This is a genomic window from Nonomuraea sp. NPDC059007 (genome assembly GCF_042740555.1).
GTDB lineage: Bacteria > Actinomycetota > Actinomycetes > Streptosporangiales > Streptosporangiaceae > Nonomuraea.
The window spans coordinates 529,132-541,516 of the sequence record NZ_JBHYJD010000001.1 but is presented as its reverse complement, the minus strand read 5'-3'; the positions used below and the strand labels follow the sequence as shown (position 1 = coordinate 541,516).

Here is a 12,385-nt window from a genome sequence, read left to right as displayed (position 1 = left end):
ATGGCTGTCGTGAAGATCAACGCTCTGACCGTTCCCGCCGAGATGCGCGAGGACCTGGAGAAGAGGTTCGCCAACCGCGCCGGGATGGTCGACTCGGCCGACGGGTTCGAATGGTTCGAGCTGCTACGGCCGCTCGAAGGGACCGACCAGTACCTCGTGTACACGCGCTGGCGCAGCGAGGAGGACTTCGTGGCCTGGCAGCAGGGCCCCGCCTTCCAGCGCGGCCACGCCCAGGCAGCGGAAGCCGCCAAGTCCCAGGGCGCCCAGGGCCACGGCCACGGCCAGGGCGGCCCCGCGGCGACAGGCTCACAGGTCTGGTCATTCGAGGTAATCCAGAGCGCCGGCCCCAAGAGCTAGCCACACACCACCGCCCCACCGCCCCACCCGACCGCCGCGATGGCGCAGCGCTCGGGTGGCCGGCCAGGGGCCCGGTTGGCGAGACAGCGGGCTCCGGCACGACGGCAGAACCACCGGCACAGCGGCCAAGGGCGGGTGGCTGCGGGATTTCACGAGGCCCGCAGCGACGTCAGGAGACGGCGACAGGCGGCGGGGATTGTGAGGGTTTCCCAGCGCGCTCAGGTGGTGACAGGCGGCGGGGGGTTCTGCGGGCTTCCCAGCGCGCGGAGGCGGGGGCAGGCGGCGAGGGCTGTGAGGGTTTCCCGGGGCGCTGAGGCGGCAGGCGGCGGGGGTTGTGGGGGTTTCGCGGCGCGCGGAGGCGTTGTCAGGCGGCGGGGGTTCTGCGGGTTTTCCCAGGGCGCCGAGACGGCGGGGTGTGTCGCGGTGGTGGGCGGCGCCGGGGGACGGCGGCCGGGGTGGGGCATGGGAACCGGTTCACGTGGGCCGTTGCGGCGGGGACCACGTCCGACGTGAGAAGCGACCCCCACGATCGGCCTGAGCCCGCGACGGCGGGTGGCGGTAGGGAGGCTTGCCGTAACAGAAAAAGAGACAGAAGAACTTTATGAGAGAGTAGTCCCGACCGGATTCGAACCGGCGCTACCGCCTTGAGAGGGCGGCGTCCTGGGCCACTAGACGACGGGACCTTCATGACTTGTGGCAGTGGTAGTCCCGACCGGATTCGAACCGGCGCTACCGCCTTGAGAGGGCGGCGTCCTGGGCCACTAGACGACGGGACCCTGACCACAAGTGATTTCGCCGGGTCTCCCCGGCGACGCAGGTAACTCTACCGCACCCCGAGGAGCACTCCAAACCGCTTAAGAGCCCATGAGATCGGGCCGGTACCGCCGGATCCAGGCCCCCATCGGCCCCCGCTCCCACAACGGATCAAGCTCTCCCAGCGGGATGGCGACCTCGGGCCGCCCGGTCGCCGGATCGACGGGAACGGCGGCCAGTCGCGCGCGCATCCACCCCGGCAGCCGCTCAGGTGTACGGCGGGTGCCCCAGCCGATGAGACCGGTCGCCCGCAACGGCTGCGCGCGCACCCGCAGTCCCCCCACCCGCCCGATCCGGCGCGGATCGGCACTCTGTGTCTCCACCACGCCCACCCGGGTGATGTCGGCCCACAGCAGGCGTACGAAGAAGCCACGCGCGTCGGTCAGCTCCACGCCCGCGTCGGAGAACCGCACGACGGTCCCCGAGACCAGCCTGCGGTGCTTCACCACGAGGACCCCCACCAGCGCCCCCGCGGCGAGCAGTCCCAGCAGCACGCCGCCGACGGTGGACCCGGAGAGGATGGCGCCCAGCAACAGGCAGACGAGGAAGAAGAGCAGCAGCGGTCCGGCGAAGGCCAGCGCGAGGCGGGGGAAGGAACCCGGGCGAATACGAAACTCTTCCATAAGCAGAAAACGGATGCCCCGGTGAGAGGACATCCGTCAAAGCTGGGGTACCAGGACTCGAACCTAGACTAACTGAACCAGAATCAGTCGTGCTGCCAATTACACCATACCCCACCGAAACGAACCCCTTCGGAGCTCGCCTTGGCGACGTCCGAAAGAATAGCCCAGCTTGGCGGTCACCACCAAAACGATTGCCGAACCGGGCGTCGGCGGCACCCGGCAGCCCCCGTGACATGCCAAGCTGAAGGAGGACAAAACCACCGCACGAGGAGCTCGAACGTTGGCAGAGAACCCGTTCTTTTCACCCAGCAGCCTGCCCTATCAGCTGCCTGACTTCGGGGCTATCCGGGAGGAGCACTACCTCCCCGCGTTCGAGCGCGGCATGAGCGAGCACCTGGCCGAGGTCGCGGCGATCGCGAACAGCGAACAGGCGCCCACGTTCGACAACACGATCGCGGCGCTGGAGCGCTCTGGCCGTGTGCTCGGCCGCACGGGCATGGTCTTCTTCAGCATCGTCTCCTCCGACTCCACCGACGGCATCATGGCCATCGAGAAGGAGATCTCGCCGAAGCTGACCAAGCACAGCGACGAGATCCGGCTCGACCGCGCGCTGTGGGCGCGCATCAAGCAGGTCAACACCTCCGACCCGGAGGAGTCGTGGCTGCTGGAGAAGTACCGCGAGGACTTCATCAGGGCCGGCGCCGACCTGTCAGAGGGCGACCAGGAGCGGCTCAAGCGGCTCAACGAGGAGCTCTCCACCCTGTCCACCGACTTCTCGCAGAACCTGCTCAAGGCGGCCAAGGAGTCCGCGCTGGTCGTCGAGGACGCCGCCGAGCTCGACGGCTTCGACGAGGTGCGGCTGAAGGCGCTGGAGAAGGACGGCAAGTACGTCCTGCCGCTGCTCAACTTCACCAACCAGCCCGGCCTGGCGCAGCTGACGAACCGGGAGACCCGCCGCAAGCTGTACACGCTGTCGGTGGAGCGGGCGCCGGCGAACCTGGAGCTGGCCGTCCGGATGGCCACCCTGCGCGCCGAGCGCGCGAAGCTGCTCGGCTTCCCGAGCCATGCCTCCTACAGCGTCGCCGACCAGACGGCCAAGACGGCCGAGGCGGTCGAGGAGATGCTCGGCCAGCTCGTCGGCCCCGCCGTACGCAACGCGAAGAAGGAAGCGGAGGCGCTGGCCGAGCAGGCCGGGTTCGCGATCGAGCCGTGGGACTGGTCGTTCTACACCGAGAAGGTGCGCGAGGCGAGGTACGACTTCGACGCCGACGCGATGCGCCCCTACTTCGAGCTCGACCGGGTCTTCCGCGACGGCATCTTCCACGCGGCCGGCCGCCTGTACGGGCTGCGCTTCACCGAGCGGACCGACCTGAAGGGCTATCACGAGGACGTCTCGGTCTGGGAGGTCGCCAACGAGGACGGCTCGCAGCTCGGCCTGTTCCTGCTCGACCCGTACGCCCGCCCGACCAAGCGCGGCGGCGCGTGGATGAACAACCTGGTCGACCAGTCCTACTTGTTCGGCGAGTTGCCCGTCGTCATGAACAACCTGAACGTCACCAAGCCGGCCGACGGGCCGACGCTGCTGACGTTCGACGAGGTCAACACGGCCTTCCACGAGTTCGGGCACGCGCTGCACGGCCTGTTCTCCGCGGTGCGCTACCCGAGGGTGTCGGGCACCAACGTGCCGCGCGACTTCGTGGAGTACCCGTCGCAGGTCAACGAGATGTGGGCGACCTGGCCGGAGATCCTCGCCAACTACGCCAAGCACCACGAGACGGGCGAGCCGATGCCCGCCGAGCTCGTGGAGAAGATGCAGGCGACGGAGAAGTTCAACCAGGGCTTCCAGACCGTGGAGTACCTGGCCGCGACGCTGCTCGACTGGGCCTGGCACAAGCTGGCCGCGGGCGAGACGGTCGAGGACGCGCGGGCGTTCGAGGCCGCGGCCCTGGAGTCGGCCGGGATCGCCTTCCCGCTGGTGCTCCCGCGCTACCGCACCAACTACTTCGCGCACATCTTCTCCGGCGGCTACAGCGCCGGCTACTACTCCTACATCTGGAGCGAGGTGCTCGACGCCGAGAGCGTGGAGTGGTTCAAGGAGAACGGCGGCCTGAAGCGCGAGAACGGCGACCACTTCCGCCGTGAGCTGCTGTCGAAGGGCGGCAGCCTCGACGCGCTGACCGCCTTCCGCAACTTCCGCGGTCGCGAGCCCAGCATCCGCCCGCTGCTTGAACGTCGCGGATTGGTGTAGAAAGTCCCTTCTGAGGGGGTACGGCGGGGCCTGCCGTACCTCCTCACCTCTTTTCCGCCCCCAGTTCGTTCCTGAGCCACTCCCGCTCGGCGGCGCCCGTGGCCCGCGCGACCAGCAGCATCCCCCGCCGGTAGGGGTCGGTTTCGTCCTCGGCGCGCACCGGCCGCTCGCCGTCGTAGAAGAAGCTGGCCGGGGTCTCCAGGAAGTCGAGCCTGCGCCGTAGCACCCGCGCCCGTTCGGCCGCGTCCGGCAGCGCCGACAGGAACGTCAGCAGCGCGAAGAACCGCGTCTGGTCGCTGATCTCGATGTCGGTGGGCTCGCGCAGGCGGCGCAGCAGTTCCTGCCTGCCCTTGTCCGTCAGCGTCAGCACGAGCCGCCGCGCCGCCGCCGTGCCCTGTTCCTCGTGCCGCTCGACCAGGCCCTTGGCCTCCAGCCGGGCGATGGCCGGGTAGAGCGCACCGTCGCTGACCGGGCGCAGGTGGCCGCTGAGCGCGTTGAGCCTGGCTTTGAGCTCGTAGCCGTGCATCGGCCGCTCGTCGAGGAACCCCAGGATCGTCAGGGTCAGGTCACCGCCGCTTGCCATGGGCGCATCGTATCGCTATACCTCTAAGCGAGTTATAGCGAATCGAGGTATGCATGATCCGGCTGGCGTTCCCCATCTACGTGGAGTTGCTCACCGCGGTCGTCGCGGTCAGCGTGATCGACCTGCTCTGGGTCTCCGGCCTGGGAGAGGGCGCGGTAGCGGCGGTCACCGTGGCCACGACCACCGAGTACCTGGCGCTCGGGCTGTTCCTGGCCGTCCAGACCGGCATCACCGTGCTCGTCGGCCGCCGCGACGGCCGCGCGCCGCTTGCGCCCCTGGTCAGGACCGGCTGGCTGCTCTGGGCCGCGGTCAGCCTGGCCGTGGCCGTCCCCGGCGTCCTGCTGCGCGAACCCCTGGCCGCCCTCCTCGCCGCCGACGCCCCCACCGCCGCGCTGACCGCCGGCTACTACCTGATCTCCCTGGCCGGCCTGCCCGTCTTCTTCGCCCAATGCCTGGTGGACGGCGTGCTCAAGGGCAAGGGCAACACGCGGACCCCGATGCGCAACGCGCTGATCTGCAACGCCCTGGTCATCGTCCTCGACCCGCTGTTCATCTACGGACTCGGCATGGGCGTCCAGGGCGCCGCGCTGGCCACCGTCCTGGCCCGCCTGGCCACCCTCGGCCTCGCCCTGATCTCCCTGGTACGGCAGGCTCCGGCCGACGCCCCGGGCCGCGCTCCCGCGTGGGAGATCGTGCGCACCGGCCTGCCCATGTCCGGCGACTTCCTGGCCCGCGCCCTGGTCGGCATGGTCCTGGTGGACGTGGTCGCCGGGTTCGGAGTGGCCGCTCAGGCCGGTTACGGCATCGGCTCGAAGATCATGCTGGCCGGCGTTATGGTCTTCTACGCGCTGCGCCAGGCCACGATGATCAGGACGGCCCGCTCCGAGCCGGCCGGGCGGCCGCTGCTGCTCGGCCTGGGCGCCGGTGTGGCCGTGGCGGCGGTGCTCAATCTGGTGGCCGCGCCGGTCGCCGGATGGTTCACCGCCGATCCCGGCCCGGCGGTGGAGTTTCTACGCTGGATGACGCTCTACCTGGTGCCGTTCGGCGGGCTGATCGCCGCCGGCGGGGTTCTGCAGGCGAGTGGGAGGGGCGGCCGCCTGCTGGCCGCCACGCTGGCGGGCTTCGCGGTGCAGTTGCCCCTCGCCTACACGCTGAGCTCGTTGCTCGGCGTCACGGGGGTGTGGGTGTCGATGGCCGCCGGGGCTCTGGTGAGCCTCGGCGGCGCCGTACTCACGCCTGGAGCTTGGCCAGGGCGGCGCGCAGGCGGTCCTGGGAGCGCTCGCGGCCGAGAACCTCGATCGACTCGAACAGCGGCAGGCCCACGGTCCGGCCCGTGACGGCCACGCGGACCGGCGCCTGCGCCTTGCCGAGCTTCAGCCCGTGCAGCGCGCCGACCTCCTCCAGCGCGACCTTGAGCGACTCGGGGTCCCAGCTGACGTCCGCCAGGCGCTCCAGGTAGCCGGTGAGGATCTCCACGGGGGAGTTCTTCATCGCCTTGTCCCAGGAGGCCTCGTCGAAGGCGGGCTCGGGCAGGAAGAGGAAGTCGACGTTCTGCCGGATCTCCGACAGCACGGCGATGCGCGTCTGGGCCAGCGGGGCGACCTTGCTGAACGTCTCGCGGTCCCAGCTCGGGTCGAGGTAGGCGGCGCAGCGCTCCTCGAAGGTCTCCAGCGGCAGCGCGCGGATGTACTCGCCGTTGAAGGCCCGCAGCTTCTTCTCGTCGAAGAAGGCGCTGGCGGAGTTGACGTTGTCCAGCTTGAACAGCGGCATCATCTCCGACCACGGCATGATCTCGCGGTCGTCGCCCGGACCCCAGCCCAGCAGCATGAGGTAGTTGACCATCGCCTCGGCCAGGTAGCCCTCGTCGCGGTAGGACTCCAGGGCTACTTTGTCGCGGCGCTTGGACAGCTTCTTGCGCTGCTCGTTGACGATCACCGGCAGGTGCGCCCAGACCGGCGGCCGCTTGCCCAGCGCGGGCCAGAGCATGACCTGCTTGGCCGCGTTGCCCAGGTGCTCCTCGCCGCGGATGACGTGGGTGATGTCCTGGGTGATGTCGTCGACCGCGTTGGCCAGCACGTAGAGCGGCGAGCCGTCGGTGCGGGCGATGACGAAGTCCTCCTGCGCGTCGTTGGGGAACTCCACGCGCCCGCGGATGACGTCGTCCACCACCGTGACGCCCTCGTCGGGAGTGCGAAAGCGCGTCGCGCCCGAGGTCAGGCCGCGCTCGCGGCAGTGCCCGTCGTAGCCCTTGTGCTCGGAGCCGGTGCGGGCCACCAGGTCCTCGCGGGTGCAGTCGCAGTGGTACGCGCGGCCGTCGGCGAGCAGCTTGGCCACGGCCTCGCGGTGCTGCGGCTCGAAGGCCGACTGGAAGTAGGGGCCCTCGAAGGCCGGGTTGGTGCCGTTGACGCCGATCCAGTCGAGCGCGGAGATGATGCCCTCGGTCCACTCCGGCCTGTTGCGCGAGGCGTCGGTGTCCTCGATGCGCAGCACGAACTGGCCGCCCGACTGCTCGGCCAGCGCCCAGTTGAACAGCGCGGTGCGGGCGCCGCCCACGTGGAACATGCCGGTCGGTGAGGGCGCGAAGCGCACCCGCAGGTCAGTCACGGGAAACCACCTTGTTCGTGAGTGTGCCGATGCCCTCGATGCCGACGCTGACCTCGTCGCCGACCTCCAGCGGGCCCACGCCCGCGGGGGTGCCGGTCAGGATCACGTCGCCGGGGATCAGCGTCATGACGGCGCTGACGTAGGCCACCAGCGCGGGGATGTCGTTGATGAGCTGGTTCGTGCGGCCGCTCTGGCGCACCTCGCCGTTGACCGTCGTGGTCAGCGCGAGGTCGCTCGGGTCGAGGTCGGTCTGGATCCACGGCCCCAGCGGGCAGAAGGTGTCGAAGCCCTTGGCCCGGGTGAACTGCACGTCCTTCTTCTGCAGGTCGCGGGCGGTGACGTCGTTGGCGCAGGTGTAGCCGAAGATGACGTCCTTGACCCGCTCGACCGGGACCTCGCGGCACAGGCGGCCGATGACCACGGCCAGCTCACCCTCGTAGTCGACACGGTCGGACAGCGACGTCGGGTAGGCGATGGGCTCGCCGTGGCCGATGACCGAGGTCGACGGCTTGAGGAAGATGAGCGGTTCTTCCGGGACCTCGTTGCCCAGCTCGGCGGCGTGTTCGGCGTAGTTGCGGCCGATGGCGATCACCTTGCTCGGCAGCATCGGGGACAGCAGCTTCACCTGGGCCAGCGGGAAACGCTCGCCGGTGAACTGCACCTGGTTGAAGGGGTGCCCGGCGACCGCGGAGACGACCTCCTCGCCAGGGCCGCCCTCGACCACGCCGAACGAGACGCCTTCGCCTGTGGAGAACCTCGCTATACGCACCAGACAAGGCTATCGCCGACGTGCCGGGGCTCGGCCCACGTTGGTCCGTGGCTCATCCAGTGCAAGTCAGGACTTGTCAATAAATCCAGCTCATGACGCATTTTTCCCGGTATGTCGGAAATTTAGGCTGCATAGCAGTCACTACATGCTGTGATACTTCAATTCTCGGGGGTGACGATCGTGTCGGAAGCCACGGTCAAGGAGACGCCGGCCGTACCGCGGGCACGGACCCAGAACGGCTCCGCCAGCGGCGCGCTCGACAGTGACAATGGCACCACGACCATCGACGACGCGGTCGTGGCCAAGATAGCCGGGCTCGCCGCCCGCGAGGTCAACGGCGTGTTCGACATGGGCGCGGGCGCCGCGCGCGCCATGGGGACGGTGCGGGGCATCGTCGGCGCGGACAAGAGCGTCACACAGGGGGTCTCCGTCGAGGTCGGCGAACGCCAGGCCGCCGTCGACCTGGACCTCGTCGTCGAGTACGGCACCGCCATCCCCGACCTGGCCGGGGCGGTGCGCAAGAACGTCGTCTCGGCGGTCGAGCGCATGTGCGGCCTGGAGGTCACCGAGGTCAACATCAAGGTCGACGACGTGCACGTGCCGGGCCAGAGGTCCGAGGAGACGCCCAAGAAGGAGCCCCGGGTCCAATGACCGACGCGCGGGCGATCGCCGAGAAGGCGCGCGGCGTCCCGGGGGTGGCCGGCCTGTCCGGCGGCCCGTTCGGGACCGTGTCCACCTATCTGCCGGGTGAACGCCTGGTCGGGGTGGCCGTGCGTGACAGCGGCGTCGAGATCTCGATCGTCGCCCGCAACGGGCATCCGCTGCCCCAGCTCGCCGCGAAGGTCCGCCGCGAGGTGGCGGGCCTGGCAGGCGGGCGCCCGGTCAACATCCGCATCGACGACCTGGAGGAGACCTCATGACGAACCACCCGCTGTCCATCATCGGCATGGCCGTGGGCATGGTGCTCGGCCTCGCCGGGGCCTTCGGCGGCATCGGCGCGTTCCTGCTGGTGCTGCTGCTCGGCGCGCTCGGCTTTCTCATCGGCCGCCTCGCCGAGGGCGGCGAGGTGAACGTCGCCCATCTCACCGTGAGACGCAAATGACCGCCACCGAGGCCACCGCGGTCGAGGCGGAGACGCCGGCCGACGTGCTGCTGCCGGCCCAGCGGGTGCCGGCGGAGTCGCGCGGGCGCACCACGATCACCGACCGGGCGGCCACCCGCATCACCTGCGAGCTGGCCGGGACGCTGCCCGGGATACGCGCGGTCGCCGAGCACGACGGGCTGCCGTGGACGCGCACCACGGCCGCCCGGGTGGACGGCGACCAGGTCAGGGTCAGGCTTTTCGTCACCGTCGGCTACCCGGCGCCGCTGCGCTCGACCGCCCGCCGCGTGCGCGAGGAACTGACCGGCGAGCTGGCCCAGATGACCGGGCTGCGCGCGAGCGAGATCGACGTCATCGTCACGCACCTGACGACGGAGGACGAGGGGGCGGCCCCGTGAGCGCCGCGCCGGGGGACCGGGAGGCGCTCAAGGAGTTCCGGCCCCAGCGCACGGTTCCGGCGGTGATCGTGGCGGCGCTGCTGGTCGCGCTGGGCGCGGTCGTGGCCGCCGAGGTGATCTCCTGGCTCTTCGGGCGCCCGCTCGGCTGGCTGCCGGCCCGGAACCTGCTGGAGTGGGGCTCCGCCACGCTCTGGCAGAGCCCGGCCGTGCTGATCGGCGGCATCGTGGTGACGCTGATCGGGCTGGCGCTGCTGGTGCTGGCGTTCGTGCCCGGCCGGCCGAGGATGGTCCCGCTGCACACCAGCGACCCGCAGCTCGTCATCGGGGTCCGGCGGCAGAGCTTCTCCGACACGCTGGCCCACGCCGCGGGGGAGGTGCCCGGTGTGCGCTCGGCCGTCGCGGCGCTGCGCGGGCGTACCGTCGCGGTCACGGCGACCACCAGCGGCTGGAACGACGCCGCCACCGGCGAGCAGGTCCGCGAGGCCGTGCTGGCGAGGATCGAGGGGCTCGCGCCGGTCCAGCGCTACAAGGTGTCCGTCCGGCTCAAGGAGCGATCGTGAACCGCACCACCCGCCGCGGCAACCGTCTCGGCCTGGCCCTGGTCGGGCTGCTGCTGGCCGTACTCGGGGGCGCGGCGGTGGCCAGGAGTCTCGCGCTGATGCCGCAGAACTGGGCGCCGGCCGCGGAGCCGCTGGTGAACGGGCCGGTCAGGGAGTTCTTCGCCTTCTCCTGGGCCTGGTGGCTGCTGGCGCTCGGCGGGATCGTGCTGGTCGTGCTGGGGTTGCGGTGGCTGGCCGTACAGGCGAGGCGGTCGAGGTTGTCGTCGCTGCGCCTCGACAGCGGACCCGACGGCGTCACGGAGATCTCCGCGAGCGGCGTGACCGAGGCAGTCGCGGCGGAGGCCGCGGAGAGCCCCGCCGTGCTCAGCGCCAGCGCCGACCTGGCTGGCTCACCCCGCCGTCCAGAGGTACGGCTGCGCCTGGTCGCCGACGAGCGCGCCCCGATCGACGAGATCAAGGAGCACCTGGCCGGCGTGGCGATCCCGCACATGCGCCAGGCCCTGGAGACGGACCAGCTGCCCGCGGTCGCCCGCGTGAGCCTGAAACCGCCCTCCGCCCGCTGAGTCTTCCGGGGCGGAGGGCGGCCGGGGTCAGGCGGTGGAGCGGGCCTTGAACAGGGCGCGCTTGGCCGCCTTGGCGACCTGCTTGTCCGGGTGGACCTGGGAGATCAGGTCGAGAAGCTCCTCCACGTGCGCGTGGGGGATCTTCCAGATGACCTCCAGGAGGTTGTTCAGGAGCTCGGGCCCGATGTCACGCAGGCTGCTCACGAACTCGGCGCGGCCCAGACCCGCGGAGATGGTCCACATGTCCAGGATGAGCCAGTGGGTGTCGTCCTGGGTGGGCTCGGGGGCGTCCGGGACTTCCAGCTGGCTGAGATGGGTGGCGGCGTAGGGGCGCAGCGCCGGGTGGTTCAGCGCCTCCTGCCAGGCGGGGACGGCGGCCTCGCCCAGCGTGCCGACCACGCTGGCGGCCTGTACGCGGACCAGGGCGTCGTTGTCGTCCTGCGCCGCGGCCGCCAGGAGTTCCTCGGCGGCCCGGCCCGGCTCGCGCAGCTCCATCCACGCGGCGAACTCGGCGTCGGCCTCCTCCTCCGGCAGCTCGGCGCTCAGCGTGAGCAGGTCGAGGGCGCTCATGGACTCGATGGCGGGCCGTGCGTCCACCTCGATGTCGGCGTCGTCGGCCAGGTGCACGACGCCTTCCACGCCGAGCGGGGTCAGCGTGACCTCGGCGGAGACGGTCACCATGCCGTAGCCGACCAGCCAGTCGAGCACGGGGGCGAGCGGGTCGCCGCCGTAGTGGCCGGCGGCCGCCGCCCAGGCCTCGGAGCCGAGCTCGTCGATCTCGGCGGCGGCCTCCTGCAGCTCGCGCCTGAGGCCGTCGAGCTCGCGGGCGCCGCCGGCCAGCAGCAGCCGGATCAGCAGCCCGCGGGTGAGGCCGGCCAGAGCCATGGTGAGATCGTCGTCGTCGAGCTCGGGGTCGCCGTAGTCGACCGAGTGCAGGCCCAGCATCCACGCGTCGAGTACGTCCTCGTCGTCGTCGAAGGGCCAGCTGGCGGTGTCGTCGTCGACGCTGACGGTGTCGTCGCCGGCGGGCTCGATGAACTCCAGGTCGACCGCGAGGTTCCAGATGTTCCACAGCTGCGGGACGTCCTCGCCGGCCTGCGGCTTCGGCAGCCCGACCACGTCGAGTGCCTCGATCACCTCGTCGTCGGACAGCAGCGCCTCGTCGCCGACCCGGCGCCCGGTGCCGACCCAGACCGACAGGTCACGGGCCTTGGCGATCAGCGGTACGGCCCGCACCGCTCCGGCCAGCTCGGAGTCGGGGCTGAGCCGGATCGTGTCGAGCTCGGCGAGGCGGTCGGCGAACGGCTCGAAGTCCCCGAGATCGCCGCCTTCCTCCTCGTCGTCCTCGTCAGCGTCGTCGTCGCCCTCTTCGTCGCCGATGAGGTCCTCCATCAGATCGATGAAATCCTCCTCGACGTCGGCGAGCTCGCCGAGGAGGTCGGCCAGCGCGTCCGAGCGCTCGCTCAGGCGGCCGGACTTCGACAGGAACGTGAGGTAGGCGTCGAGCGCCGGGACCATGCCGTCGGCGGCGGCATCGGGGTCGTCCACCACCTTGGGCATCTGTTCGAGCATGACCCCCCGCACGTTGGCACGCGTCCAGGTGCCGACGTTGGAGGAGAAGGTGATGCGGTGCCAAAGAGCGGCGGGTCCCACCAGTTCGGGGGAGCTGTCGGGGGCGTTGGTGCGCGCCCAGACGATGAACTCTTCGAGCAGGGGTCGCAGCTCAGTGGCGGCTACCTCGATGCGATCTGTCACCCACTCAGGC

The 12,385-nt window shown here is 70.5% G+C and carries 14 protein-coding genes and 3 tRNA genes; 9 read left to right on the top strand and 8 right to left on the bottom strand.

Translation table 11 applies throughout. The features are described 5' to 3' along the window. Positions 1 to 357: an antibiotic biosynthesis monooxygenase family protein gene (locus ACFWY5_RS02395; protein WP_379612505.1), complete on the top strand. Its 357-nt coding sequence runs from the start codon at positions 1 to 3 to the stop codon at positions 355 to 357. 610 nt (positions 358 to 967) lie between these two features. Here the strand turns inward: ACFWY5_RS02395 and ACFWY5_RS02390 are convergent. The 4 genes from ACFWY5_RS02390 to ACFWY5_RS02375 all read right to left on the bottom strand — a co-directional run bounded on the left by ACFWY5_RS02390 (position 968) and on the right by ACFWY5_RS02375 (position 1,907). Further along, positions 968 to 1,040: transfer RNA gene (locus ACFWY5_RS02390), tRNA-Glu, on the bottom strand. A 17-nt stretch (positions 1,041 to 1,057) separates the two neighbouring features. Then, positions 1,058 to 1,133 (bottom strand) — tRNA-Glu (locus tag ACFWY5_RS02385). Between the two features lie 78 nt (positions 1,134 to 1,211). Further along, complete coding sequence (locus ACFWY5_RS02380; RefSeq protein ID WP_379630333.1) at positions 1,212 to 1,793, bottom strand: hypothetical protein; 582 nt, start codon at positions 1,791 to 1,793, stop codon at positions 1,212 to 1,214. 42 nt (positions 1,794 to 1,835) lie between these two features. Continuing rightward, positions 1,836 to 1,907, bottom strand: a tRNA-Gln gene (locus ACFWY5_RS02375). A gap of 166 nt (positions 1,908 to 2,073) precedes the next feature. Here ACFWY5_RS02375 and ACFWY5_RS02370 point away from each other — a divergent pair. Continuing rightward, positions 2,074 to 4,041: a M3 family metallopeptidase gene (locus ACFWY5_RS02370; protein ID WP_379612503.1), complete on the top strand. Its 1,968-nt coding sequence runs from the start codon at positions 2,074 to 2,076 to the stop codon at positions 4,039 to 4,041. A 43-nt stretch (positions 4,042 to 4,084) separates the two neighbouring features. Here ACFWY5_RS02370 and ACFWY5_RS02365 read toward each other — a convergent pair whose 3' ends face one another. Beyond that, positions 4,085 to 4,624, bottom strand: coding sequence for a PadR family transcriptional regulator (locus tag ACFWY5_RS02365; protein WP_379630332.1), 540 nt, complete (start codon positions 4,622 to 4,624; stop codon positions 4,085 to 4,087). A 53-nt stretch (positions 4,625 to 4,677) separates the two neighbouring features. Here ACFWY5_RS02365 and ACFWY5_RS02360 point away from each other — a divergent pair, with 53 nt between their 5' ends. Continuing rightward, a complete protein-coding gene (locus tag ACFWY5_RS02360; RefSeq protein WP_379630331.1) occupies positions 4,678 to 5,961 on the top strand; it encodes an MATE family efflux transporter in 1,284 nt (427 codons plus the stop codon). Here ACFWY5_RS02360 and gltX read toward each other — a convergent pair. Beyond that, positions 5,855 to 7,228, bottom strand: coding sequence for a glutamate--tRNA ligase (gltX, locus tag ACFWY5_RS02355; protein ID WP_379630330.1), 1,374 nt, complete (start codon positions 7,226 to 7,228; stop codon positions 5,855 to 5,857). The two genes, ACFWY5_RS02360 and gltX, sit on opposite strands and share 107 nt — an antisense overlap. After that, the gene (locus tag ACFWY5_RS02350; RefSeq protein WP_379612499.1) at positions 7,221 to 7,997 is read right to left on the bottom strand and encodes a fumarylacetoacetate hydrolase family protein; all 777 of its coding nucleotides are present in this window, start codon (positions 7,995 to 7,997) and stop codon (positions 7,221 to 7,223) included. The genes gltX and ACFWY5_RS02350 overlap by 8 nt, the downstream gene beginning before the upstream one ends. Positions 7,998 to 8,177: 180 nt before the next feature. Here ACFWY5_RS02350 and ACFWY5_RS02345 point away from each other — a divergent pair, with 180 nt between their 5' ends. Genes ACFWY5_RS02345 through ACFWY5_RS02320 form a run of 6 tightly spaced genes read left to right on the top strand, consistent with a single transcriptional unit; the run spans position 8,178 to position 10,620 of the window. Further along, positions 8,178 to 8,648 carry an Asp23/Gls24 family envelope stress response protein gene (locus ACFWY5_RS02345; protein ID WP_379612498.1) on the top strand — a complete coding sequence of 157 codons (471 nt, stop codon included), beginning with the start codon at positions 8,178 to 8,180 and terminating at the stop codon, positions 8,646 to 8,648. Further along, positions 8,645 to 8,917, top strand: coding sequence for a hypothetical protein (locus ACFWY5_RS02340; protein WP_379612497.1), 273 nt, complete (start codon positions 8,645 to 8,647; stop codon positions 8,915 to 8,917). Before ACFWY5_RS02345 ends, ACFWY5_RS02340 begins: the two co-directional genes overlap by 4 nt. Next, a complete protein-coding gene (locus ACFWY5_RS02335; protein ID WP_379612496.1) occupies positions 8,914 to 9,099 on the top strand; it encodes a DUF2273 domain-containing protein in 186 nt (61 codons plus the stop codon). The genes ACFWY5_RS02340 and ACFWY5_RS02335 overlap by 4 nt, the downstream gene beginning before the upstream one ends. Next, positions 9,096 to 9,497, top strand: coding sequence for an Asp23/Gls24 family envelope stress response protein (locus ACFWY5_RS02330; protein WP_379612495.1), 402 nt, complete (start codon positions 9,096 to 9,098; stop codon positions 9,495 to 9,497). The genes ACFWY5_RS02335 and ACFWY5_RS02330 overlap by 4 nt, the downstream gene beginning before the upstream one ends. After that, on the top strand, positions 9,494 to 10,057 hold the full coding sequence (locus ACFWY5_RS02325; protein ID WP_379612494.1) for a DUF6286 domain-containing protein: 564 nt from the start codon (positions 9,494 to 9,496) through the stop codon (positions 10,055 to 10,057). The genes ACFWY5_RS02330 and ACFWY5_RS02325 overlap by 4 nt, the downstream gene beginning before the upstream one ends. After that, positions 10,054 to 10,620 (top strand): hypothetical protein, encoded by a 567-nt coding sequence (locus tag ACFWY5_RS02320; RefSeq protein ID WP_379612493.1) that lies wholly within the window; start codon positions 10,054 to 10,056, stop codon positions 10,618 to 10,620. Before ACFWY5_RS02325 ends, ACFWY5_RS02320 begins: the two co-directional genes overlap by 4 nt. Positions 10,621 to 10,647: 27 nt before the next feature. Here the strand turns inward: ACFWY5_RS02320 and ACFWY5_RS02315 are convergent, their stop codons facing one another. Then, positions 10,648 to 12,375: a hypothetical protein gene (locus ACFWY5_RS02315; RefSeq protein WP_379630329.1), complete on the bottom strand. Its 1,728-nt coding sequence runs from the start codon at positions 12,373 to 12,375 to the stop codon at positions 10,648 to 10,650. Positions 12,376 to 12,385: the final 10 nt, after the last annotated feature.